General features: G+C 73.0%; 21 protein-coding genes. 1 reads left to right on the top strand and 20 read right to left on the bottom strand.

Annotated features, from left to right (window positions below):
• The first annotated feature begins 36 nt into the window (after window positions 1-36).
• On the top strand, window positions 37-732 hold the full coding sequence (nucS, locus tag ACUXPL_RS04590) for an endonuclease NucS (protein WP_002857250.1): 696 nt from the start codon (window positions 37-39) through the stop codon (window positions 730-732).
• Between the two features lie 14 nt (window positions 733-746).
• On the opposite strand, the gene ACUXPL_RS04595 is transcribed toward nucS, so the two are convergent.
• From ACUXPL_RS04595 to argS, 20 genes are all read right to left on the bottom strand, one after another.
• Complete coding sequence (locus tag ACUXPL_RS04595; protein WP_454182226.1) at window positions 747-1,115, bottom strand: DUF2550 domain-containing protein; 369 nt, start codon at window positions 1,113-1,115, stop codon at window positions 747-749.
• Between the two features lie 55 nt (window positions 1,116-1,170).
• Window positions 1,171-1,446: a F0F1 ATP synthase subunit epsilon gene (locus ACUXPL_RS04600; protein WP_200968574.1), complete on the bottom strand. Its 276-nt coding sequence runs from the start codon at window positions 1,444-1,446 to the stop codon at window positions 1,171-1,173.
• Between the two features lie 6 nt (window positions 1,447-1,452).
• Complete coding sequence (gene atpD / locus ACUXPL_RS04605) at window positions 1,453-2,910, bottom strand: F0F1 ATP synthase subunit beta (protein WP_044659202.1); 1,458 nt, start codon at window positions 2,908-2,910, stop codon at window positions 1,453-1,455.
• Between the two features lie 53 nt (window positions 2,911-2,963).
• The gene (locus tag ACUXPL_RS04610) at window positions 2,964-3,857 is read right to left on the bottom strand and encodes a F0F1 ATP synthase subunit gamma (protein WP_044659203.1); all 894 of its coding nucleotides are present in this window, start codon (window positions 3,855-3,857) and stop codon (window positions 2,964-2,966) included.
• Window positions 3,858-3,940: 83 nt separating this feature from the next.
• Window positions 3,941-5,575, bottom strand: coding sequence for a F0F1 ATP synthase subunit alpha (gene atpA / locus ACUXPL_RS04615; RefSeq protein ID WP_036334989.1), 1,635 nt, complete (start codon window positions 5,573-5,575; stop codon window positions 3,941-3,943).
• A 90-nt stretch (window positions 5,576-5,665) separates the two neighbouring features.
• Window positions 5,666-6,478, bottom strand: coding sequence for a F0F1 ATP synthase subunit delta (locus ACUXPL_RS04620; RefSeq protein WP_044659210.1), 813 nt, complete (start codon window positions 6,476-6,478; stop codon window positions 5,666-5,668).
• Window positions 6,478-7,032: a F0F1 ATP synthase subunit B gene (locus ACUXPL_RS04625; protein WP_454182229.1), complete on the bottom strand. Its 555-nt coding sequence runs from the start codon at window positions 7,030-7,032 to the stop codon at window positions 6,478-6,480. Before ACUXPL_RS04625 ends, ACUXPL_RS04620 begins: the two co-directional genes overlap by 1 nt.
• 84 nt (window positions 7,033-7,116) lie before the next feature.
• On the bottom strand, window positions 7,117-7,332 hold the full coding sequence (locus tag ACUXPL_RS04630) for an ATP synthase subunit C (RefSeq protein WP_002857264.1): 216 nt from the start codon (window positions 7,330-7,332) through the stop codon (window positions 7,117-7,119).
• A 150-nt stretch (window positions 7,333-7,482) separates the two neighbouring features.
• Window positions 7,483-8,283: a F0F1 ATP synthase subunit A gene (atpB, locus tag ACUXPL_RS04635; RefSeq protein ID WP_115165153.1), complete on the bottom strand. Its 801-nt coding sequence runs from the start codon at window positions 8,281-8,283 to the stop codon at window positions 7,483-7,485.
• A 231-nt stretch (window positions 8,284-8,514) separates the two neighbouring features.
• On the bottom strand, window positions 8,515-8,949 hold the full coding sequence (locus ACUXPL_RS04640) for a hypothetical protein (RefSeq protein WP_454182231.1): 435 nt from the start codon (window positions 8,947-8,949) through the stop codon (window positions 8,515-8,517).
• Window positions 8,946-10,085, bottom strand: coding sequence for an MraY family glycosyltransferase (locus ACUXPL_RS04645; protein WP_454182233.1), 1,140 nt, complete (start codon window positions 10,083-10,085; stop codon window positions 8,946-8,948). Before ACUXPL_RS04645 ends, ACUXPL_RS04640 begins: the two co-directional genes overlap by 4 nt.
• A gap of 9 nt (window positions 10,086-10,094) precedes the next feature.
• The gene (locus ACUXPL_RS04650; protein ID WP_454182235.1) at window positions 10,095-10,829 is read right to left on the bottom strand and encodes an L-threonylcarbamoyladenylate synthase; all 735 of its coding nucleotides are present in this window, start codon (window positions 10,827-10,829) and stop codon (window positions 10,095-10,097) included.
• Complete coding sequence (prmC, locus tag ACUXPL_RS04655; RefSeq protein WP_454182237.1) at window positions 10,826-11,728, bottom strand: peptide chain release factor N(5)-glutamine methyltransferase; 903 nt, start codon at window positions 11,726-11,728, stop codon at window positions 10,826-10,828. Before prmC ends, ACUXPL_RS04650 begins: the two co-directional genes overlap by 4 nt.
• The gene (gene prfA / locus ACUXPL_RS04660) at window positions 11,725-12,834 is read right to left on the bottom strand and encodes a peptide chain release factor 1 (protein WP_454182239.1); all 1,110 of its coding nucleotides are present in this window, start codon (window positions 12,832-12,834) and stop codon (window positions 11,725-11,727) included. The genes prmC and prfA overlap by 4 nt, the downstream gene beginning before the upstream one ends.
• A 115-nt stretch (window positions 12,835-12,949) precedes the next feature.
• Window positions 12,950-15,031 (bottom strand): transcription termination factor Rho, encoded by a 2,082-nt coding sequence (rho, locus tag ACUXPL_RS04665; protein WP_454182241.1) that lies wholly within the window; start codon window positions 15,029-15,031, stop codon window positions 12,950-12,952.
• Between the two features lie 320 nt (window positions 15,032-15,351).
• On the bottom strand, window positions 15,352-16,305 hold the full coding sequence (gene thrB / locus ACUXPL_RS04670) for a homoserine kinase (protein ID WP_454182243.1): 954 nt from the start codon (window positions 16,303-16,305) through the stop codon (window positions 15,352-15,354).
• Between the two features lie 3 nt (window positions 16,306-16,308).
• Window positions 16,309-17,421 (bottom strand): threonine synthase, encoded by a 1,113-nt coding sequence (gene thrC / locus ACUXPL_RS04675; protein WP_248102288.1) that lies wholly within the window; start codon window positions 17,419-17,421, stop codon window positions 16,309-16,311.
• Between the two features lie 3 nt (window positions 17,422-17,424).
• The gene (locus ACUXPL_RS04680) at window positions 17,425-18,747 is read right to left on the bottom strand and encodes a homoserine dehydrogenase (protein WP_454182245.1); all 1,323 of its coding nucleotides are present in this window, start codon (window positions 18,745-18,747) and stop codon (window positions 17,425-17,427) included.
• A gap of 171 nt (window positions 18,748-18,918) precedes the next feature.
• On the bottom strand, window positions 18,919-20,391 hold the full coding sequence (gene lysA, locus ACUXPL_RS04685) for a diaminopimelate decarboxylase (protein ID WP_454182247.1): 1,473 nt from the start codon (window positions 20,389-20,391) through the stop codon (window positions 18,919-18,921).
• Window positions 20,392-20,399: 8 nt separating this feature from the next.
• Window positions 20,400-22,070 (bottom strand): arginine--tRNA ligase, encoded by a 1,671-nt coding sequence (argS, locus tag ACUXPL_RS04690; RefSeq protein WP_454182249.1) that lies wholly within the window; start codon window positions 22,068-22,070, stop codon window positions 20,400-20,402.
• Window positions 22,071-22,180: the final 110 nt, after the last annotated feature.

The raw sequence follows: 22,180 nt of genomic DNA on the forward strand, positions 1-22,180 counted from the left end.
ACGAGCCGGTGGGCGCGGTCCGCCTAGGATGGACCGGTGCGACTCGTCATTGCCCGCTGCTCCGTGACCTATGAGGGCCGCCTGAACGCCCACCTGCCCACCGCCACCCGCCTGCTCATGGTGAAGGCGGACGGCTCGGTGCTGGTGCACTCCGACGGCGGCTCCTACAAGCCCCTCAACTGGATGTCGCCGCCCGCGACCCTGCACGTGGAGGAGCCCTCCCCCGACCAGGCCGACCAGGGGGTGACGCAGGTCTGGCGCGTGCAGGCCAAGAAGTCCGACGACCGGCTCATCGTGCTCATCGAGGAGGTCCTGGCGGACGACTCCCACGAGCTCGGCGTGGACCCCGGCCTCGTCAAGGACGGCGTGGAGGCGGATCTGCAGCGTCTGCTGGCCGAGCAGATCAGCCTGCTCGGCGACGGCCACACCCTCGTGCGCCGCGAGTACATGACGGCGATCGGCCCCGTGGACATCCTGGCCCGCGACGCCGACGGCGGCACCGTGGCGGTCGAGCTCAAGCGCCGCGGGGACATCGACGGGGTCGAGCAGCTCACCCGCTACCTCGAGCTGATGAACCGGGACCCGCTTCTGGCGCCCGTGCGCGGCGTGTTCGCGGCCCAGCAGATCAAGCCCCAGGCCCGCACCCTCGCCGAGGACCGCGGCATCCGCTGCGTGACCCTCGACTACGACGCGATGCGCGGCGTGGACGACGCCGAGTCCCGCCTGTTCTGAGGCGCCGGGCGGGCTCAGCGACGCCAGAAGGACGACGCCGCGGACGGCCCCGCCTCGCTCCAGGCGCGCAGGGCGCCGGCGTCGTCGGGGTCGACGACGACGCGCACCGGACGTGCGCCGGCGCTCAGCTCCAGGACGGCCCGGCCGGCCTCGTCCGCCGGGAGGCGGTCGATCTGCAGGCGGCTCCGGTCCGCGCTCCAGCGCTCCCGAGAGAGGCGCCGGCGCCCGGTGAGGCGCAGGCGGGACTCGTCGTAGACGCCGATCACGCGCTCACGCCCCGGGCCCTCCCGCTCCAGGACCGCCGGGAAGGCGGCCGTGACACGGGCGAGGGCCCGGCGCCGCATCACCAGGGCGAGTGCCGACAGCACGATGACTGCCGCCACGGTCGCCGAGGCGATGAGCACCGGGCCCTCCACCGTCAGGTCCTGCCGCGCCGCGTCAGGCCGCCGCGGCGTCGCCCAGCCGGGCGGACGTCGCGGCGATCACGACACGGTCGTGGTCCACGGAGAAGAAGCCGCCGTGGGCCTGCGCGGTGACGGTGCCGCCGTCCGTGGTGCGCACCACGACCTCGCCGTCGCCGAGGACGGCGAGCATCGGGGTGTGGCCCGGGAGGACGCCGATCTCACCGTTGACGGTGCGCGCCGACACGGCCGACGCGGCGCCCGACCAGATGGACCGCTCCTCGGAGACGATCTCGACGTTGAGCTCAGCCATGATCGATCAGCCCTCGGCCTGGATCTTGGCCCACTCGCGCTCGACGTCGTCCAGGCCGCCCACGTTGTAGAAGGCCTGCTCCGCGACGTGGTCCAGGTCGCCGTCGGCGATGGCCTTGAAGCCCTCGACGGTGTCCTTGACCGGCACGGTGGAGCCCTCGACGCCGGTGAACTGCTTGGCGGTGTAGGTGTTCTGCGAGAGGAACTGCTCGATCTTGCGGGCGCGGCCCACGGTGATCTTGTCCTCCTCGGAGAGCTCGTCCACGCCGAGGATCGCGATGATGTCCTGCAGCTCCTTGTTCTTCTGCAGGATCTGCTTCACGCGGATGGCCACGTCGTAGTGGTCCTGGCCCACGTACTGCGGGTCGAGGATGCGCGAGGTCGAGGCCAGCGGGTCCACGGCCGGGTACAGGCCACGGGACGCGAGGTCACGGGTCAGGTTGGTGGTCGCGTCCAGGTGCGCGAACACGTTGGCCGGGGCCGGGTCGGTGTAGTCGTCCGCGGGGACGTACACGGCCTGCATCGAGGTGATGGAGTGGCCGCGGGTCGAGGTGATGCGCTCCTGGAGCACACCCATCTCGTCCGCCAGGTTCGGCTGGTAGCCCACGGCGGAGGGCATGCGGCCCAGCAGCGTGGAGACCTCGGAACCGGCCTGCGAGAAGCGGAAGATGTTGTCGATGAACAGCAGCACGTCCTGGTTCTGCACATCGCGGAAGTACTCCGCCATGGTCAGCGCGGACAGGGCCACACGCAGACGCGTGCCCGGCGGCTCGTCCATCTGGCCGAACACGAGGGCGGTGTCCTTCAGGACGTCCGCCTCGTCCATCTCGACCCAGAGGTCGTTGCCCTCACGGGTGCGCTCGCCGACGCCGGCGAACACGGAGGTGCCGCCGAAGTTGCGGGCCACACGGGTGATCATCTCCTGGATGAGCACGGTCTTGCCCACGCCGGCGCCGCCGAACAGGCCGATCTTGCCGCCCTTGATGTAGGGGGTCAGCAGGTCGATGACCTTGATGCCGGTCTCCAGCATCTCGGTGGAGCCCTCGAGGGAGGCGAAGTTCGGCGCCGGGCGGTGGATCGGCCAGCGGTCCTCGGCCTGCAGCTGCGAGGCGGGCATGTCCAGGGTCTCGCCGAGCACGTTGAAGATGTGGCCCTTCACGGCGTCGCCGACCGGCACCGAGATGGGGGCGCCGGTGTCCACGACGTCGGTGCCGCGCACCAGGCCGTCGGTGGACTGCAGGGAGATGGCGCGGACCATGTTGTCGCCGAGGTGCTGGGCGACCTCGAAGGTGACCGTGCGGCGCTGGCCGTTGAGGTCGATCTCGGTGGTCAGCGCGTTGTAGATCTCCGGCATCGCGTTGGCCGGGAACTCGGCGTCGATCACGGGGCCGATGACGCGGGACACGCGTCCGGTGGCACCGCCGGTGGGGGTCCCGGTGCCCTGGTCAGTGATGGTGGCAGTCATCTCTCTCACTTCTATCGTGTGTGGATGGCGAGTCTGGTGAGTCCCGAACGGGCTCAGGAGTTGTTGAGCGCGTCCGCGCCCGCGATGAGCTCGGTGAGCTCCTGGGTGATCTCGGCCTGACGGGCGTTGTTCATCAGGAGGGTGTAGTCCTTGATGAGGCTCGTGGCGTTGTCGCCCGCCGACTTCATGGCGCGCTGACGGTTGGCGAGCTCCGAGGCCGCCGACTGCAGCATCGCGTTGAAGATGCGCGACTCGATGTACTTGGGCAGCAGTGCGTCGAGGACCTCCTCCGCGTCCGGCTCGTACTCGTAGAGCGGCAGCACGTCCTCGGCGGTGGCGGCCTCCTCCTCGACGACCTCGAGGGGCAGCAGGCGCACCACGTGGGGGTTCTGCTTCACGAGCGAGACGAACTCGGTGAACACGACGTGGATCTCGTCCACACCGCCGTCCGCCGTGTCCGTGAGGAACGCGTCCACGAGCACCTCGCCGATCTCGGCGGCGCGCTCGGCGACGGGGGCGTCCGTCTGACCGGTCCACAGCTTCTTGTAGCCGCGGCCGCGGAAGTCGAAGTACGTCTGCGCCTTGCGGCCGACGACGTACACGTCCACGTCCTTGCCCTCCTCGCCGAGGCGGGAGAGGAGCTGCTCGGCCTTGCGCAGCACGTTCGCGGAGTACGCGCCGGCGAGGCCGCGGTCCGAGGACATGATGAGCACGGCCGCCCGGGTCGGGTTCTCGGGCTCCGTGGTGAGGACATGATCGATGTCGTGCTGGCTCGACACGGCCGAGACGGCGCGGGTGATCGCGTTCGCGTAGGGCAACGACGCGCTGACGCGCTCACGTGCCTTGGTGATGCGAGACGTGGCGATCAGCTCCATCGCCTTGAAGATCTTCTTCATCGACGACGTCGACGCGATCTTCTGACGGTAGACCCGGATCTGGGCTCCCATGGTGGTCCTTTCCCTGGCGGGAGGGCGGCCCGGCGTCGTCCCCGTGGGGTCCGACGCCGGACCGCTCCCTCACCGACCGGCGGTCAGCGCTTCTGCTTGGTGATCTGCTCCTGCGCGACCTGGTCCTGCTCGATCGCGCGGTGCTCCTCGTGGCCGGCCTGCACGCCGCCGTCCTCGGAGGACTGGAAGCCCTTCGAGAACTCGGCGACGGCCGACTCGAGCGCGGACACGGTGCCGTCCTCGAGCTTGCCGGTGGAGGCGATGTCGGTCAGGACGGAGGTGTGGCGTCGCAGGTGGTCGATGAACTCGCGCTCGAAGCGCAGCACGTCCTGCACCGGCACCTCGTCGAGGTGGCCCTTGGAGCCGGCCCAGATGGACACGACCTGCTCCTCGACCGGGTAGGGCGAGTACTGCGGCTGCTTGAGCAGCTCCATGAGGCGCTCACCGCGGGCGAGCTGGCGGCGGGTGGCCGGGTCCAGGTCGGAGGCGAACATGGAGAACGCCTGCTGGTCGCGGTACTGCGCCAGGTCCAGCTTCAGCGTGCCGGAGACCTTCTTCATGGCCTTGACCTGGGCGGCGCCGCCCACGCGGGACACCGAGATGCCCACGTCCACGGCGGGACGCTGGTTGGCGTTGAACAGGTCCGACTGCAGGAAGATCTGGCCGTCGGTGATGGAGATGACGTTGGTCGGGATGTAGGCCGAGACGTCGTTCGCCTTGGTCTCGATGATCGGCAGGCCGGTCATCGAGCCCGCGCCCATCTCGTCCGAGAGCTTGGCGCAGCGCTCGAGCAGACGGGAGTGCAGGTAGAAGACGTCGCCCGGGTAGGCCTCGCGGCCCGGCGGGCGGCGCAGCAGCAGGGAGACGGCGCGGTAGGCCTCGGCCTGCTTCGACAGGTCGTCGAAGATGATCAGCACGTGCTTGCCGCCGTACATCCAGTGCTGGCCGATGGCCGAGCCGGCGTAGGGGGCGAGGTACTTGAAGCCGGCCGGGTCGGACGCCGGGGAGGCCACGATGGTGGTGTACTCCAGGGCGCCGTGCTCCTCCAGCGTGGCGCGGACGCCGGCGATGGTGGAGGCCTTCTGACCCACGGCCACGTAGACGCAGCGGACCTGCTTCTCGACGTCGCCCGACTCCCAGTTGGCCTTCTGGTTGAGGATCGTGTCGACGGCGATCGCGGTCTTGCCGGTCTGGCGGTCACCGATGATCAGCTGACGCTGGCCACGGCCGATCGGGATCATGGCGTCGATGGCCTTCATGCCGGTCTGCAGCGGCTCGTGGACCGACTTGCGCTCGGTCACGGTCGGCGCCTGCAGCTCGAGGGCACGGCGGCCCTCGGCCTCGATCGGGCCCAGGTCGTCGATGGGCTGGCCCAGCGGGTCCACCACACGGCCCAGGAAGGCGTCGCCCACCGGGACGGAGAGGATCTCGCCGGTGCGCTGCACCTCCATGCCCTCGCGGATCTCCTGGAACTCGCCGAGGACGACGACACCGATCTCGCGGGTGTCGAGGTTCTGGGCCAGGCCCTGGATGCCGTTCTCGAAGCGCAGCAGCTCGTTCGCCATGACGGAGGGCAGACCCTCCACACGGGCGATGCCGTCCGCCGCGGAGATGACACGGCCGACCTCGGTGCGATCGGTGCCCGACGGTTCGTACGATGCCGCGAAATCGTTCAAGGCATTGCGGACATCGTCAGCGTTGATGGTCAATTCGGCCATCTGCAGTCCCTGCTCTCTGTGCTTGGTGATCATCGACGTGACGATGATGCTTACGTTCGTGGGTGTTCCGGATGCGGGCGGGAGCCGGCGTCAGCCGGCCATCCGCCGCTGGAGGTCGTGGAGGCGCGAGGCCATGGACCCGTCGACGACGTCGTCGCCGACCTGGACGCGGATGCCGCCCACCACGTGGGGGTCCACCGTCACGTCCATGACGAGATCGCGGCCGAAGGCGCGGCGCAGGCCCAGGGCCAGCCGCTCCTGCTGCTCGGCCTCGAGCGGCCGCGCCACGGTCACCTCGGCGATCCACTGGCGCTGCCGCTCGGCGACGACGTCCGCGGCCTTGCGGACGGCGGCGGACGGCTTCAGGCCGCGCGGGGCCGAGACGGCGCGCTCGACCAGCAGTCGGCCGGCCGGGCTGGCCGACTCGCCCAGGAGACGACCGGCCAGAGCGGCCCGTGCCTCGAGGGGTGCGTGCTGATCGGTGAGCGCCCGCTGCACCTCGTGCGAGTCCTCCACCGTGCGGTTGAAGGCCAGCAGCTCGCCCGAGAGGGCGGCCAGGCCCGCGTGTCCGCCGCGTGCGGCCTCCGCGGCGGCCGCGTGCGCGGCCACCGTCTCGAGGGCGTCCCCGAGATCGCGCTCCGCCGACCAGCGGCGGCCGGCCAGGTCCTTGAGGACCTGCAGTGCACCGGGGGTCACCCGGGCGCCGAACAGCGAGTCGACGAGGCCGTGACGGCGCTCGGTGGTCCAGGCGGGGTCGGTCAGGGCACGGCGCAGGGCGCCGTGCTCGTCCACCACGTCCAGCGCGCCGAACAGCTCGCGTGCCAGGGCCACGCCGCCCTCGTCCAGCACCGGACCGACGGCCTCCAGGGAGGCGGCCAGGGAGTCCCTCGATGCGCCCGTCATCATTCGGCGACACCTGCGCTCTGGTGACGGTCCAGGTCAGCCAGGAAGCGGTCGACCACGCGCTGCGAGCGGGCGTCGTCCTCGAGGGACTCGCCCACGATCTTGCCGGCCAAAGTCGTGGCCAGCGAGCCGACCTCGCCCTTGAGCTGCGCGGCGGCCTGCTGACGCTCGGCGGCGATCTGCGCCTGCGCCTGTTCGGAGATGCGCGTCGCCTCGGCGGTCGCGCGCTCGCGCGCCTCGGCCACGATCTCGGCGGCCTCGGTGCGGGCATCCTCGCGGATGCGGTTCGCCTCGGTGCGGGCGTCCGCCAGCTGCGACTCGTAGTCCGCCATCATCGCGTTCGCCTCGGCCTGGGCCTTCTCAGCCTTGGCCAGACCGCCCTCGATCGCCTCGACACGGTCCTGGTAGGACTTCTCGAGGGTCGGGTAGATGAACTTGATGACGATGAACATGAGCAGGGCGAAGCCCACCACGACGACGAGGATCTCCCACGGGTTGGGGATCAGGGGGTTGGCCCCCTCAGCCGCCGCGAGGATCAGTCCGTTGCTGATCATGTTTCAACCATCCTTCGGTCAAGAGTCCTGTGGAGATGGAGCCCCGACGGTCTCACCGTGCGGGCGCTCCGTGGACGCGGCGCGTCAGGCGCCGATGACGAAGGCGAAGACGAGGCCCAGGATGGCGAGGGCCTCGGCGAGCGCGAAGCCCAGGAGGGCGATCGGCTGCAGGATGCGCTGGGCCTCCGGCTGACGGGCGACGCCGTTGATGTAGGCGGCGAAGATCAGGCCCACGCCGATGGCGGAGCCGATGGCGGCGAGGCCGTAGCCGATCATGTTGAGCGAACCGTGCAGTTCCATGGTGTTCCTTTCACGAGGCCGAGGTGTCCGGCCGGGTTGTGGAGGGTCGGCCTCCCGGGTGGTCCTCCTGCGGAGGGCCGGGAAGACTGGTGGCGGGCTCTCCCGCCGTACCGCGGCCGCCTGGGTCGTGCCCGGGGCGGCCCCGGAAGATCAGTGGTCGTTCGCGTCGATCGCGCCCTGGATGTAGATCGCGGTCAGCAGCGTGAAGACGAAGGCCTGCAGGTACATGATCAGCAGCTCGAGGAAGTACAGGGCCACCGAGCCGAGGATGACCAGGATGCCGGTGCCCTGCAGGGCCAGGCTGCCGGTCTGCGTGATCAGGTAGGCGGCGCCGGCGCCGGCGAGCATCACGATCATGTGGCCGGAGAGCATGGTGGCCATCAGACGCAGGGAGTGGGTCAGCGGGCGCACGATGAAGTTGGAGATGATCTCCAGCGGCACGAGCAGCGGCAGGATCCAGCCGGGCACACCCGAGGGCACGACGGCCAGCTTCAGGTAGCGCACGCCGTGGCGCTTGATGCCGACGCCGATCCAGATCGCGTAGACGATGAGGGCCAGGCCGTAGGCGGCGCCCGCGTGGGAGAAGGTCGGCAGCTGCAGCACCGGGATGGCGCCGAACAGGTTGTTCAGCAGCACGAAGAAGAAGATGGAGAAGAGCAGCGGGACCCACTGCTTGAAGTTCTTCTCGCCCAGGATGTCCTTCGCGATGTCGTTCCGGACGAAGGAGTAGCCGGACTCGGCGAGCCACTGGGCCTTGCCGGGCACGAGCCGGGGACGGCGCATGGCCCACGCGAAGAAGGCGGTGATGAGCACCACGGAGAACAGGACGAGCAGCATCTGCTTGCCGAAGCCGGTGCCGTACTCCGCACCCCAGGGGAAGATCTCCGGGAGGTGACCATCAGAGATGGTGGGGGGCACGAATGATGCGTTGGCCAGCACGAGGGTCAGCACGCGGTTCCTCTCCGAAGTGATGCAGTCGACGGGACCGCAGCCTCGTCCCCGGACCACAGGCGGGCGCCGCGACATTGCGGGGGTACCGGTGCGATGCGAGACACGGATGGCGGCAGGTGGGCGCCGTCGAAGTGTTCGCCGCCAACGATACCAAACGGTGACCCGTGCTCCGTACCGCAGAAGGGGCCTACGGCGTGGCCGCCGGCCCTGAGCCCTCGCCCCTCGGACGGGTCAGTCGGCGTAGATCCCGCGGCGGGTCCGGGCGAAGACGAGGACCTCCGTGGCCTGCCAGACGAGGATCGTCACGAGGGCGGCGATCGCCGCCGCGTCCGCCCGGACCCAGCCGGGGCGGGGCAGGACCCCCAGCAGCACCGCGAACACCGCGATCTTGAGCACGAACAGCCCCACGCTGACCGGCAGCGCCGCCTCGCGCGCCCGGTCCCAGACGAGTGCCGTCGTCGCCCCGGTGAGCGCCGAGAGCGCGAGCACCGCGCCGCCGCCCAGCAGGGCGCTGCCGGCCGCCTCCCCGCCGGCGGAGAGCAGCCACGCGACGCACGTGATCGCCAGGGCAGTCCCCGCCGAGGCCAGGGACCACCCGAGGATCCCCCACCAGCCGCGGCGGTTCTCCCAGCGGCGCCGGCGTCGGCGACCGCCCGCCCCGGTCACGCGTCCCCCCGCTCGTCCGGGTGGGCCACGGCGTCGTGCCGGTCCGCGCGACGGCGCTCCACGATCGGATGCAGGGTCAGGTAGCCGGCTCCGGCCAGGGCCACGGCGAGCACGGGCAGGACGATCATGTGGTCCACGAAGTTCAGGGACACCGCGCCCCATGCCACGAGGAACGCCCAGAGCCAGAGCAGCGCGACGGCCTGCGGCTGGGTGTAGCCGCCGTCCACGAGCTTGTGGTGCAGGTGCCCGCGGTCCGCCGAGAAGGGGCTGGTGCCCTTGGCCGTCCGCCGCAGCACGGCCAGGGCGAGGTCCGCGAGTGGCAGTGCGAGGACGGCGATGGGCAGCAGGATCGGCATGTAGGCGGGGACGTTGCGGAAGCGCATCCCGTCCAGGGCGTTCACGTCGGCGGTCACGGCGACCGCGGCCGCGGCCATCAGCAGGCCGATGAGCATGGCCCCCACCTCGCCCATGAAGATACGGGCCGGGGACAGGTTCCACGGCAGGAAGCCCACGCACGCGCCGACGAGCAGGGCCATGAGCAGGGTGGCGAGGTTGGCGTAGTCGAACTGGTTGATGGTCCGCGTCAGCAGATACGAGTAGACGAAGAAGGCCGAGCCGCCGATCAGCGCGACGCCCGCCGCCAGGCCGTCCAGACCGTCCACGAAGTTGATCGCGTTCATCGTCAGCACCACGGCGAACACCGTGAGGATGACCTGCGTGGTCTCGTTCCCCACCGGGATCCAGCCCACCGGCATCGCCTCGATGCGGATCCCGCCCAGGGCCACCGCGAGTCCGGCCAGCACCTGGCCGGCCATCTTCACCCACCAGCGCAGGTCCCACATGTCGTCGGCGATGCCCACGACGAGCACGACGGCGACGGCGACCAGGAGCCCGCGCATCGCGGCGTCGTCCGCGTAGATCCCCTGGAGGAACGGCACGACTCCCCCGACGGCGAATCCCACCAGCACGGCCGCGGCCATGGCCACGCCGCCCAGCTTCGGCACGGGATGCCGGTGCACGTCCCGCTGGCGCAGCGGGGTGAACACGCGCGCGCGCAGCCCCAGCCGGCGCATGAGGGGCGTCAGGGCCCCGCAGGCGACGGCTGTGACCATGACCAGGACGAGATACGCGCGCATGGGGGCCGGTCAGGCCTCCCGGTCGGCGAGGCGCGCCGCGGCGGCGTCGTCGGCGGCCGCGATCCGCTCGGCGGCGACCGGCGGCTCCTCGCCCTCGGCGAGCAGGTCCGGCACCACCGCGCGCAGCTCCTCCAGGGGCACGGAGCCCTGCCGGGCGACGCGGAACGGGGTGACGGTGCAGTCCACGATCGTCGAGGGATCCCGGCTCTCGCGGGGGCCGGCGTCGAGGTAGAGGGCCACGGACTCCCCCAGCATCGAGCGGGCGGCGTCGGCGGTGGTGGCGGCGTCCATGCCGGTGCGGTTCGCGCTGGAGACGGCCATGGGGCCGACGGCGTAGAGCAGCTCGCGGGCCACCGCGTCGTCGGGCACGCGCAGGGCGACGGTGCCGCGGGTCTCGCCGAGGTCCCAGGTCAGCGTGGGCTGGGACTTGAGGATGAGCGTGAGGGCGCCGGGCCAGAATCGCTCGGCGAGGGCCTCGGCCTCCTCCGGCACGTCGTACGCGAGGCCCGCCATGACGCGGCGGTCCGCGATGAGCACGGGCGGCGGCATGGAGCGGCCACGGCCCTTGGCGGCCAGCAGCACGGCCACGGCCAGCGGGGAGAACGCGTCCGCTCCGATGCCGTAGACGGTGTCCGTCGGCAGGACCACGCAGCCGCGGTCCGCGAGGACCTCGCGGGCGCGGGCCACGGCATTCTCGAGGGCGGCCGGATCCGAGACGTCGATGAAGTCACTCACGTCGGTCATTCTTCCACCTCCGCGCCCGCCGCGGCTTCGCAGGACCGGCGCGCCGTCAGGAACCGATCTCGCCCGGTGAGGTCCGGGTGCACGCGGACGCCCGTGAACCGGGGGTCCGCGCCGAGGGCGGCCAGGAGCGCCGGGCCCTGCGTCTCGTGGTGCTCCATGGCGAAGAGGCCGCCCGGGGCGAGCAGGTCCGCCGCCCGGTGCGCGATGGCCCGCGGGATCCGCAGCCCGGGCGTGTCCCCGCCGTAGAGCGCCCGCGCCGGGTCCAGTCGGGCCTCGGGCTGGGCGGGCACCTCGGCCTCGGGCACATAGGGCGGGTTGCTCACGACGACGTCCGCGCGGCCGTCGAGGTCGGGGCATGCGACAAGGGCATCACCTTGTCGCAGGTCGACCCCGCGCGGGGCGAGGTTCCGCCGGGCCCAGTCGGCCGCCGTCGGGTCGAGCTCGACGGCGGTGACGGCGAGCGGGCGGCCCCGCGCCTCGCCCCACGCCGCGACGGCCGCGGCGATCGCGCCGGAGCCGGTGCACAGGTCCACCACGACGCCCGCCGCGGGCCGCGCGGCCAGGTCGGCCACGACGGTCTCCACGAGCAGCTCGGTCTCCGGCCGCGGGATGAAGACGCCCGGGCCGACCGCCAGGTCGAGCCCGTGGAAGTGCGCGACGCCGGTCAGGTGCTGGACGGGCTCGCGGGCGGCGCGGCGTCCGACGAGCGCCTCGAACGCCGCCGCCTGCGCGGGCTCGGCCACGGCACCGGCGAACACCCGGGCCAGCAGCGCGCCGCGGTCGAGGCCGAGCACGTGGGCCAGCAGCAGCTCGGCGTCCACGCGCGGCGAGTCGATGCCCACCGCGGCCAGGCGGGCGGCGGCGTCGCGCAGCAACGCGGACCAGGCCGGTGCGCTCACGCGTCCCCGCCCAGCGCGGCGAGCCGCCGCTCCTCGTCGACGGCGAGGCAGGAGGCGATCACGGCCTCGAGGTCGCCGTCGAGGACCGCGTCGAGGTTGTGCGCCTTGTAGCCGGTGCGGTGGTCCGCGATCCGGTTCTCCGGGAAGTTGTAGGTGCGGATGCGTTCCGAGCGGTCCATGGTGCGCACCTGCGCGGCGCGCGCCGCGGAGTCCTCGGCGTCCTGCTCCGCCCGCTGCCGCTCGAGCAGCCGCGACCGCAGCACGCGCAGCGCGGCCTCGCGGTTCTGGATCTGGGACTTCTCGTTCTGCATGGAGACGACGATCCCCGTGGGCAGGTGCGTCAGACGCACCGCGGAGTCGGTCGTGTTGACGGACTGGCCGCCCGGCCCGGAGGAGCGGAAGACGTCCACCTTGAGGTCGTTCGGATCGAGGTGGACCTCGTCCGGGGCGTCCACCTCGGGCAGCACGAGCACGCCGGCGGCGGAGGTGTGGATGCGGCCCTGGGACTCGGTGACGGGCACGCGCTGCACGCGGTGCACGCCGCCCTCGAACTTGAGCCGGGCGTAGACGCCGTCGGCCGGGTCGGCCGCGCTCCCCCGCACCGCCACGTGGACGTCCTTGTAGCCGCCCAGGTCGGAGTGCGTGGCGGAGAGGACCTCCGTCTTCCAGCCCCGGGACTCGGCGTAGCGCAGGTACATGCGCAGCAGGTCGCCGGCGAACAGGGCCGCCTCCTCGCCGCCCTCGCCGCCCTTGATCTCGAGGATCACGTCGCGGGCGTCGTCGGGGTCGCGCGGGATCAGCAGCCGGCGCAGCCGTTCGGCGGCCTCGGCCTCGGCCGCCTCCAGACCGGGCACCTCGGCCGCGAAGGCCGCCGCGTCGTCGTCGCCGGCCTCGGCCAGCTCCCGCGCGTCGGCCAGCTCCTCCGCGGCCGCCGACCAGGCGCGGTGGGCCGTCACCACGGCGCCGAGCTCGGCGAACCGCCGGTTCAGCCGCCGGGCGAGCGCCGGGTCCTGGTGCACCGCCGGGTCGGACAGGCGCGCCGTCAGCTCGCGATGCTCCGCCAGGAGCCGATCCACGGCCTCGCGCCGCTGATTCGAATCGAACACGTGCCTGCCTCTCCTCCTCCGGCCTCAGCGGGCCGGGCTGTCCGACGCGGACGGCCCCGCCCCGTCCGGCGGAGACGAGCTCCCCCGGACGGGACGGGGCCGTGCGACGGGACGGTCAGTCGTCGCCCTTGGACCCCAGCGTGGTCTTGGAGACCAGCATGAGGAACTCGGCGTTGGACGCGGTGTCCTTGATCTTGTTGGTGAGCAGGTCGAGGGCCTGCTGCTGCTCGAGGCCGGAGAGCACCCGGCGCAGCTTCCACATGATCTTGACCTCCTCCTGCGAGAGCAGGGCCTCCTCGCGGCGGGTGCCGGACGCGTTGACGTCCACCGCCGGGAAGATGCGGCGCTCCGCGAGGTGGCGGGACAGGCGCAGCTCCATGTTGCCGGTGCCCTTGAACTCCTCGAAGATCACCTCGTCCATGCGCGAGCCGGTCTCGACCAGCGCGGTGGCCAGGATGGTCAGCGAGCCGCCGTTCTCGATGTTGCGGGCGGCGCCGAAGAACTTCTTCGGCGGGTACAGCGCCGAGGAGTCCACACCGCCGGAGAGGATGCGGCCCGAGGCCGGGGCGGCCAGGTTGTAGGCGCGGCCCAGGCGGGTCATGGAGTCGAGCAGCACGACGACGTCGCGGCCCATCTCCACGAGGCGCTTGGCGCGCTCGATGGCCAGCTCGGCGAGGGTGGTGTGATCATCCGCCGGGCGGTCGAACGTGGAGGCGATGACCTCGCCGTCCACCGACCGCTGCATGTCGGTGACCTCCTCGGGGCGCTCGTCCACGAGCACCATCATGAGGTGGACCTCGGGGTTGTTCGTCTTGATCGCGTTGGCGATCGACTGCAGGATCATCGTCTTGCCGGCCTTGGGCGGGGAGACGATGAGGCCGCGCTGGCCCTTGCCGATGGGGCTGACCAGATCGATCACGCGGGGGCCGATCAGCTTGGGATCGGTCTCCAGGCGCAGGCGCTCCTGCGGGTACAGCGGCACGAGCTTGCCGAACTCCACGCGCTGCGGGTGCTCGACGGCGGGCTGGCCGTTGACCGAGGAGATCTTCACCAGGGCGTTGAACTTCTGGCGGTTGGAGCCGCCGCCGTGGTGCTGCTGCTTCTCTCCGTCGCGCGGGGCGCGGATCGCGCCGACGACGGCGTCGCCCTTGCGCAGACCGTACTTCTTCACCATGGCCAGGGAGACGTAGACGTCGTTCGGGCCCGGCAGGTAGCCGGAGGTGCGGACGAACGCGTAGTTGTCCAGCACGTCGAGGATGCCGGCCACGGGCTGCAGGACGTCGTCCTCGGTCAGCTCGGTCTCGTCGACCTCGGGGCCGCCGCGGCCACGGCGGTTGCGGCCGCGCTCGTTGCGGTTGCGGCGGTTGCGACGGTTGCGGCCGCCCTCGTCGTCGCGGTCGTCGCGGCGGCTGCGGTCCCCGCGTCCGCCGTCGCCCCGGCCGCCGTCCTCGGACTTGTCGCCGCGCTGCTCGCGCGAGCCGTCACGGCCGTTCTCACGGTCCCGGTTGTTCTCGCGGCCGTTCTCGCGGTCGCGGCCGTTGTCGCGGTCCCGCCCGTTGCGGCCGTTGCGGCCGCGGCTGTTCTCGCGCCCGTTGTCGTCACGGTCCTCCCGGTCGCCGCGGCGGTCGGCGTCGGCGCCGTCCTCGCCCTGGGCGCCGTCGGAGCGACGGTCCTGACCCTGCTGGGCGTCGTCGTCGCCGGCGCGGCGGCGGCCGCGGGAGCGGCGCTCGGACTGCGAGCGGTCCTCGCCCTCGTCGCGGGCCTCGGACCCCCCGGACCGATCCTGGTCCGAGGCGGCCTCGCGGGGGGACTGCTCGGTCTGGGCCTCGCGGGCCTCGGCCTGGGGCTGCCCGTCCTGGGCGGCGGCGACCGGAGCCGAGGTGTCGGCGTCGGCGCGGCGCGAGCGGCGGCGGGCCGGGCGCTCGGCGGCCGGGGCGGCGTCCTGAGAGGACGCGGCCGCCGGGGCGGCCTCGGCGGCGGGGGCGGCGGTGGTCTGGGCCGCGCGTTCGGCGGCGTCGCGGTCCGCCACGGAGCCGCCGCGCTGGTGGTCGGAGATCGCGGTCACCAGGTCGGCCTTGCGCATGCGCGAGCCGCCGGCGATGCCGAGCTGAGAGGCCAGGGCCTGGAGCTGGGCGAGCTTGAGCGAGGCCAGGCCACCGCCGTTCGTCGGCGTGGTCTGTTCCGTGGATTCGGTCACGAAGGTTCCTTCTCCCTCGAATGCGGCCCGGCGGCGCGTGGCGCGTCGGGCTGCGGTGTGCATCCGGTCGGGCCGCGCAGCGGCGCCCCAGAAAACCGGGTTTCATGGTGTGAACTCATCAGTGGCGCCTCCCCTGATCGTGCGCAGTCGCTGCGTGACGGGGCGGAGGCGTCCGGACTCGACCGAGCCGGAGGGGGTCCCGCACGCCGGCCGTGCGCAGCACGGGATGGATCGCGGCGGGGTTCCGGCCGACGGCGCACGGTGCGTCCGGCCGTCACTGGCCCGGGCACCGGAGACCCGGGCCGCGCGAGGCGGTGGGGTCAGCCGTGGTGGAGTGATTCCACCCTAACACCGTCCACGGCCACGGACGGCACCAGCACGCGCCAGGAGGCCGCCCCGTCCGCCGTCAGAGCACGCGCAGCCTCCGCGGCGTGCTCGGCCGCCTGGACGCCGTCGCACAGCGCGAGCACCGTGGGGCCCGCGCCGGAGACGACGGCGGCATGGCCGCGCTCGCGCAGCCCCGCGACCAGTGCGGCGCTGGCCGGCATGGCCACGGCGCGCGGCTCCTGGTGCAGCCAGTCCCGCGTGGCGGCCAGCAGCAGCGCGGGGTCCTCCGCCAGCGCGTGGACGAGCAGCGCGGCACGGCCGGCCTGGGCCGCCGCCACGGCGTGGGGCACCTCGGCGGGCAGGACACCCCGGGCGACATGGGTGGACAGCTCGGTGTCCGGGATCGCGACCACCGGCACCACGCGCTCGTGCAGCCGCAGCCGCGCCGTGGCCGGGCCGGGGACGTCGTCGCGGGTCCAGGAGACGGTGGCCCCGCCCACGAGCGCGGGGGCGACGTTGTCCGGGTGCCCCTCGAAGCGGGTGGCCGCCTCGAGCAGGCCCGCGGGCGCCCGGCGCAGCGCGGCCGGCACCAGGGCCTCGGCCGCGGCGTAGGCCGCGACGACGGCGGCCGCGGACGAGCCGAGCCCACGGGCATGCGGGATCCGGTTCACGGCGCGCAGGTGCAGCCCCGGCGCGGTGAACCCGCGGTCCCGCAGGTGCTCGTGCGCCAGGCGCAGGATCAGGTGCGCGCCGTCCCGCGGCAGGGTGGCCTCCCCCTCCCCCTCGACCTCCGCGACGTCGGGGCCCGCCACAACCGTGAGCGTCACCTCGTCGCGCAGCTCCAGGGCCAGGCCCATCGAGTCGAAGCCGGGGCCGAGGTTGGCGGAGGTGGCGGGGACGGAGACGGACGCGGCGGTCCCGGGCGCCAGCGACTGCGGTGCGGCCATGGCTCAGCTCAGGCCGAGCGCCTGGGCGACGGTGACCACGTCGAACGGCACCGAGCGCGGGGTCACGTCGGCGCCGTCGTCGCCGCGCAGGGCCCACTGCGGGTCCTTGAGGCCGTGGCCGGTGACGGTGATGACCCAGCTCTTGCCGGCCGGCACGTTCCCGGCGGCGTGGTGCTTGAGCAGCCCGGCGACGCCGGCGGCGGAGGCGGGCTCGACGAACACGCCCTCCTTCGCGGAGAGCCAGCGATGGGCCTCGAGGATCTCCTCGTCCGTGACGGAGTCGATCATGCCGCCGGACTCGTCGCGGGCGGCCTCGGCCTGCTCCCACGAGGCCGGGTTGCCGATCCGGATGGCGGTGGCGATCGTGTCCGGGTCGGTCACGGGGTGGCCCTGGACGATCGGGGCGGCGCCCGCGGCCTGGAAGCCCCACATCACGGGGGTCTTCGTGGCCACCGCGGGCAGCTCGGCGTCCGAGGCGCCCTCGTGCGGGTTCACGTAGGGGGCGGCGTACTCGCGGTAGCCCTTCCAGTACGCGGTGATGTTGCCGGCGTTGCCCACGGGCAGCAGGTGGTAGTCCGGGGCGTCGCCGAGGGTGTCCACGACCTCGAACGCGCCGGTCTTCTGCCCCTCGATGCGGGCCGGGTTGACGGAGTTCACGAGGAACACGGGGTAGTTCTCGGCCAGCTTGCGGGCCACCTCGAGGCAGTCGTCGAAGTTGCCCTGCACCTGGAGGATCTCCGCGCCGTGGGCCACGGCCTGGGACATCTTGCCCATCGAGATCTTCCCCTCGGGGACGAGCACGGCACACGTGATCCCGGCCTGCGCGGCGTAGGCCGCCGCCGAGGCGGACGTGTTGCCGGTGGACGCGCAGACGACGGCCTTCGCGCCGTCCGCGACCGCGGCGGTGATCGCCATGGTCATGCCGCGGTCCTTGAAGGACCCGGTCGGGTTCATGCCCTCGAACTTCACGTGCACGGTGCCCTGCACCAGCTCGGAGAGGTGGGGGGCGTGGATGAGCGGGGTGCCGCCCTCGCCGAGGGTGATCACGCGCGTGTCCTCGGTGACGGGCAGGCGGTCGGCGTACTCGCGGACGACGCCGCGCCACTGGTGGGCCATGGGTCAGTTCCCTTCGACTCGGAGGACGGACGCGACCTCGTGGACGACGTCCAGGGCGGCGAGCGCCTCGACGGTGGCGTCGAGGTCGCGCTGCCGCGCACGGTGGGTGATCAGCCGCAGGGACGCGCCGGGGGCGTCCTCGCGTTCAGACGGGACCTGGCGCAGCGTCTCGATGGAGACGCCGTGCTCCTCGAACACCCCCGCGACGCGACGCAGCACGCCGGGCTGGTCCGCCGCACGCAGCACGACCATGAAGGAGGTGTGGGCCTCGGCCGGGTCCAGGGCGGGCAGGGCGGTGACGGGGGTCCGCAGGCGCGCCGGGCCGCCGCGCACGATGCGCTGGGCGATCGAGACGACGTCGCCCATCACCGCGGAGGCGGTGGGGGCGCCGCCGGCGCCGGGACCGTAGAACATGAGCTCGCCCGCGTTGTCGGCCTCCACGAAGACGGCGTTGAACGCCCCGCGCACGGAGGCCAGCGGGTGCTCCCGCGGCAGCAGGGTGGGGTGCACGCGCAGGACCGCGCCCTCGGCGCCGCCGGCGGCGCGGCCGCGCTCGGCGATCGCCAGCAGCTTGATGACGTAGCCCGCCTCCGCGGCGGCGGCGTTGTCCTCGGCCGTGATCGCGGTGATGCCCGCGACGGCCACCTGGTCCAGGGTGTACGGCGCGCCGAACGCGATGGTCGCCAGGATCGCGGCCTTCGCGGCGGCGTCGTGGCCCTCGACGTCGGCGGTCGGGTCGGCCTCGGCGTAGCCGAGCCGCTGGGCCTCGGCGAGGGCGTCGTCGAAGTCTGCCCCTTCGGAGTCCATCCGGTCGAGGATGAAGTTGGTGGTGCCGTTGGCGATGCCCATCACGCGGGTGACGCGGTCGCCGCCCAGGGAGTCGCGCAGCGGGCGCAGGATCGGGATGGCGCCGGCGACGGCGGCCTCGAAGCTGAGCTGCGCGCCGGTGGCGGCGGCCGCGGCGTACAGCTCCTCGCCGTGCTGGGCCAGCAGCGCCTTGTTGCCGGTCACCACGGACGTGCCGGCGGCCAGGGCGCGCAGGATCAGGGTGCGGGCCGGCTCGATGCCGCCCATCAGCTCGATGACGACGTCCGCGCCGTCCACGAGCGCCTCGGCGTCGGTCGTGTAGAGCGCCGGGTCCGCCTGCCAGTCGCGCGTCGCGCCCGTGTCCCGCACCGCGATGCCCGTGAGCTCGAGGTCGGCGCCCACGCGGTCCCGCAGGATGTCGGCGTCCTCGGTGAGGATCCGGGCGGTCTGGGACCCCACGGTCCCGCCGCCCAGCAGGGCGACCTTGAGTGCGGTGGGGGCGTCGGTGTGCTGGGGCATGGTCCTCCGTGATCCAGGGTGGGGTCGGGCCCGCGCGACCGCGCGGCCCGGCTGGCCTCGAATCTAGCGTGGCGCCCCGGCCCGTCCCACCGCGCGACACTCGGTGTCCGCAGAGCGGGACGGGCCCACCCGGGGCCGAGGCCGGCGGCCGGGTGCGCCTCGCCCGCGTCCTCAGCGGGCGAGGCGCGGATCGGCCTCGCGGGCGAACAGGTCCTCCTGCGTCTCGCGACGGATGATCACCCGCGCCTGCCCGCCGGAGACCGCGACGACGGCCGGGCGGGCCAGCGCGTTGTAGTTCGAGGACATCACATGCGTGTACGCGCCCGTGGCCGGCACGGCCAACAGGTCGCCGCGGCCCAGGTCGGACGGCAGGTACACGTCGCGGACGAGGATGTCGCCGGACTCGCAGTGCTTGCCCACCACACGGGAGAGCACCGGCTCGGCCTCCGAGGTGCGGCGCGCGGAGACGGCGGTGTAGTCGGCGTCGTAGAGCACGGGACGCGGGTTGTCGGACATGCCGCCGTCCACGGCGACGTAGCGGCGGGCCGCGGTGCCGCCGTCCGGGGCGTCCGCGTCCACGGTCTTGGTCACCCCGACCGTGTAGAGGGTCAACCCCGCGGGGCCCGAGATGGCCCGCCCCGGCTCGAGGGAGACGCGCGGGCACCTCAGGCCGAGGCGCTCGACGGTCTTCTGGACGTCGTCGGCGAGGGCGTCGGCGATCTCCGCGGCCGGGCGCGGCTCGTCCACGGCCGTGTAGGCGATGCCGTGGCCGCCGCCGAGGTCGAGCTCGGCCAGCTCCACCCCGTGTTCGGCCTTGACCTCGGCGAGGAACTCGAGCACGCGTCCGGCCGCCAGCCCGAAGCCCTCGGCCTCGAAGATCTGGGACCCGATGTGGCAGTGCACGCCCAGCAGGTCGATCGACTCGGCGGCCAGGGCCGCGGCCACGGCGACGGCGGCCGGCGAGCGGCCGGCCACGTTGCCGTCCCGGTCGGTGGACGCCGGGGCCAGGGAGAGCCCGAACTTCTGGTCCTCGTGCGCGGTGGCGATGAAGTCGTGGGTGTGCGCGTGCACGCCCGGGGTCAGCCGGAGCATCACGGGGGCGCGGCGGCCGGCCTCGGCCGCGAGCGCGGCCAGGTGGGTGAGCTCGTCGAGCGAGTCCACGATGATCCGGCCCACGCCCGCCTCGAGGGCGGTGCGCAGCTCGGCGTCCGACTTGTTGTTGCCGTGCAGTCCGATGTGGGCCGGGTCGACGCCGGCGGCCAGCGCGATCGCCAACTCGCCGCCCGAGGCGGTGTCCACGCGCAGGCCCTCCTCGGCCGCCCAGCGGGCGGTGGAGAGAGTGAGCATGGACTTGCCGGCGTAGTAGACGTCCGCTCCCCCGCACAGGTCGGCGAACGCGGCGTCGAAGCCCTCGCGGAACGCGCGGGCGCGGGCGCGGAAGTCGTCCTCGTCCACCACGAGCAGCGGCGTGCCGAACTCCGCGGCGAGCGCGCTCGCGCGCAGGCCCTGGACGGTGAGCTCGCCGTCGGCGGCACGGCCCACGCCGGCGGCCCACAGGCCGGGCACGAGCGCGTCCGGGTCCCCCGGCGCGGGGAGCCAGGCGGGGGCGAGCGGGGAGGCGGGGGCGGGCTGCGGCGTCGTCATCCGGGCGCTCACATCTTCTCCGGGGCGGTCACGCCGAGCAGGCCGAGGCCGTTGGCCAGCACCTGGGCGGTGGCGTCGTTGAGCCACAGGCGGGTGCGGTTGAGGGTCTCGACGGGACGCGGCGTGCCGTCGTCGGTGGGCATGGGCACGATCCGGCAGGCGGCGTACCACGAGTGGTAGGCCCCGGCGATCACCTCGAGGTGGCGGGCCACGCGGTGCGGCTCGCGCAGGCGCGCCGCCGCGGCGACGACGGCCGGGAACTCCGCCAGCTGGGCCAGCAGCTCCGACTCGGTGGCGTGGGTGAGCAGGGCGGCGTCGAACTCGGAGCGGTCCACGCCGTGGGCCTGCGCGGTGCGCGCCGCGCCCGAGGCGCGGGCGTGGGCGTACTGCACGTAGTAGACGGGGTTGTCGTTCGTGGCGGAGCGCAGCAGCTCGGGGTCGATCGTCAGGGGCGAGTCCGCGGGGTAGCGGGCCAGGTCGTAGCGCAGGGCGTCGCGGCCGAGCCACTCCACGAGGTCCTTGAGCTCGATGATGTTGCCGGCGCGCTTGGAGAGCTTCGCGCCGTTGACCGAGATGAGCTGGCCGATGAGGATCTCGATGTTCGTCGCCGGGTCGTCGCCGGCGGCGGCGGCGATCGCCTTGAGGCGGTTCACGTAGCCGTGGTGGTCGGCGCCGAGAAGGTACACCTTCTCCTCGAAGCCGCGGTCGCGCTTGTGGAGGTAGTAGGCGGCGTCGGCGGCGAAGTAGGTGGGCTCGCCGTTGGCGCGGATGAGCACGCGGTCCTTGTCGTCGCCGAAGTCGGTGGTCTTGAGCCACACGGCGCCCTCGCGGTCCTCGATGTGGCCCTGCTCGCGCAGCCGCTGCACGGCCTGTTCGATCGCGCCGGAGTCGTGGAGCGTCTGCTCCGAGGTGAACACGTCGAAGTGCACGTCGAAGGCGGCGAGCGTGTCCTTGATGTCCTGCATCTGGAGCCGGTACGCGGCCTCGCGGACCACCGGGCGGGCGGCCTCGTCCGTCAGCTCGCGCACGTCCGGGTGCTCGAGGGCGACGGCGTCGGCCAGCTCCTGCACGTACGCGCCGGGGTAGCCGCCCGCGGGGACGTCGCGGCCGTGCAGGCGGGCGAGGACCGAGTCGGCGAACACGTTCATCTGGTTGCCGGCGTCGTTGACGTAGTACTCGGCGGTGACGTCCGCGCCGGAGGCTCGCAGCAGGCGGGCGATCGCGTCGCCCAGCGCGGCCCAGCGGGTGTGGCCGATGTGCAGCGGGCCGGTGGGGTTGGCGGAGACGAACTCCATGTTCACGGTGTGTCCGGCCAGAGCCTCGTTGCGGCCGTACTCCGGGCCGGCCTCGACGATCTCGCGGGCCAGGGCGCCGGCCGAGGCCGCGTCCAGGGTGACGTTGAGGAAACCGGGGCCGGCGACGTCGACGGCGGCGATGCCCGGCTTCCCGGTCAGACGCTCGGCCACGAGCCCGGCGAGGTCGCGCGGGGCCATCCCGGCCTTCTTGCCCAGCTGGAGGGCGACGTTGGTGGCCCAGTCGCCGTGCTCGCGGCTGCGGGGTCGCTCCACCTTCACGCGCGCAGGGGTGATCTCCTCCCGCAGCGCGGCGGGGAGGTCACCGGCATCGACGGCGTCGGTGAGGACAGCGGACAGCAGGGCGGAGAGGTCTTCGGGCTTCACCCGTGCAAGTCTACGGAAGGGCCGCCGCGCCCGTGCGCGTGCGAACGAACCCTGCGAGATGGCCCTCTCCGGCCCGCGGTGGGGGCCATCTCGCAGGGTTCGTCGGGGTG

It is taken from the genome of Micrococcus sp. 140720015-1 (assembly GCF_053627595.1).

Coding starts and splice junctions, on each gene's coding strand:
- lysA (WP_454182247.1), bottom strand. CDS start 20,391: ATGACGACGCCGCAGCCCGCCCCCGCCTCCCCGCTCGCCCCCGCCTGG.
- ACUXPL_RS04610 (WP_044659203.1), bottom strand. CDS start 3,857: ATGGGAGCCCAGATCCGGGTCTACCGTCAGAAGATCGCGTCGACGTCG.
- ACUXPL_RS04645 (WP_454182233.1), bottom strand. CDS start 10,085: ATGCGCGCGTATCTCGTCCTGGTCATGGTCACAGCCGTCGCCTGCGGG.
- ACUXPL_RS04625 (WP_454182229.1), bottom strand. CDS start 7,032: ATGATCAGCAACGGACTGATCCTCGCGGCGGCTGAGGGGGCCAACCCC.
- ACUXPL_RS04600 (WP_200968574.1), bottom strand. CDS start 1,446: ATGGCTGAGCTCAACGTCGAGATCGTCTCCGAGGAGCGGTCCATCTGG.
- ACUXPL_RS04680 (WP_454182245.1), bottom strand. CDS start 18,747: ATGCCCCAGCACACCGACGCCCCCACCGCACTCAAGGTCGCCCTGCTG.
- ACUXPL_RS04630 (WP_002857264.1), bottom strand. CDS start 7,332: ATGGAACTGCACGGTTCGCTCAACATGATCGGCTACGGCCTCGCCGCC.
- atpA (WP_036334989.1), bottom strand. CDS start 5,575: ATGGCCGAATTGACCATCAACGCTGACGATGTCCGCAATGCCTTGAAC.
- ACUXPL_RS04650 (WP_454182235.1), bottom strand. CDS start 10,829: ATGACCGACGTGAGTGACTTCATCGACGTCTCGGATCCGGCCGCCCTC.
- thrB (WP_454182243.1), bottom strand. CDS start 16,305: ATGGCCGCACCGCAGTCGCTGGCGCCCGGGACCGCCGCGTCCGTCTCC.
- thrC (WP_248102288.1), bottom strand. CDS start 17,421: ATGGCCCACCAGTGGCGCGGCGTCGTCCGCGAGTACGCCGACCGCCTG.
- atpD (WP_044659202.1), bottom strand. CDS start 2,910: ATGACTGCCACCATCACTGACCAGGGCACCGGGACCCCCACCGGCGGT.
- ACUXPL_RS04620 (WP_044659210.1), bottom strand. CDS start 6,478: ATGACGGGCGCATCGAGGGACTCCCTGGCCGCCTCCCTGGAGGCCGTC.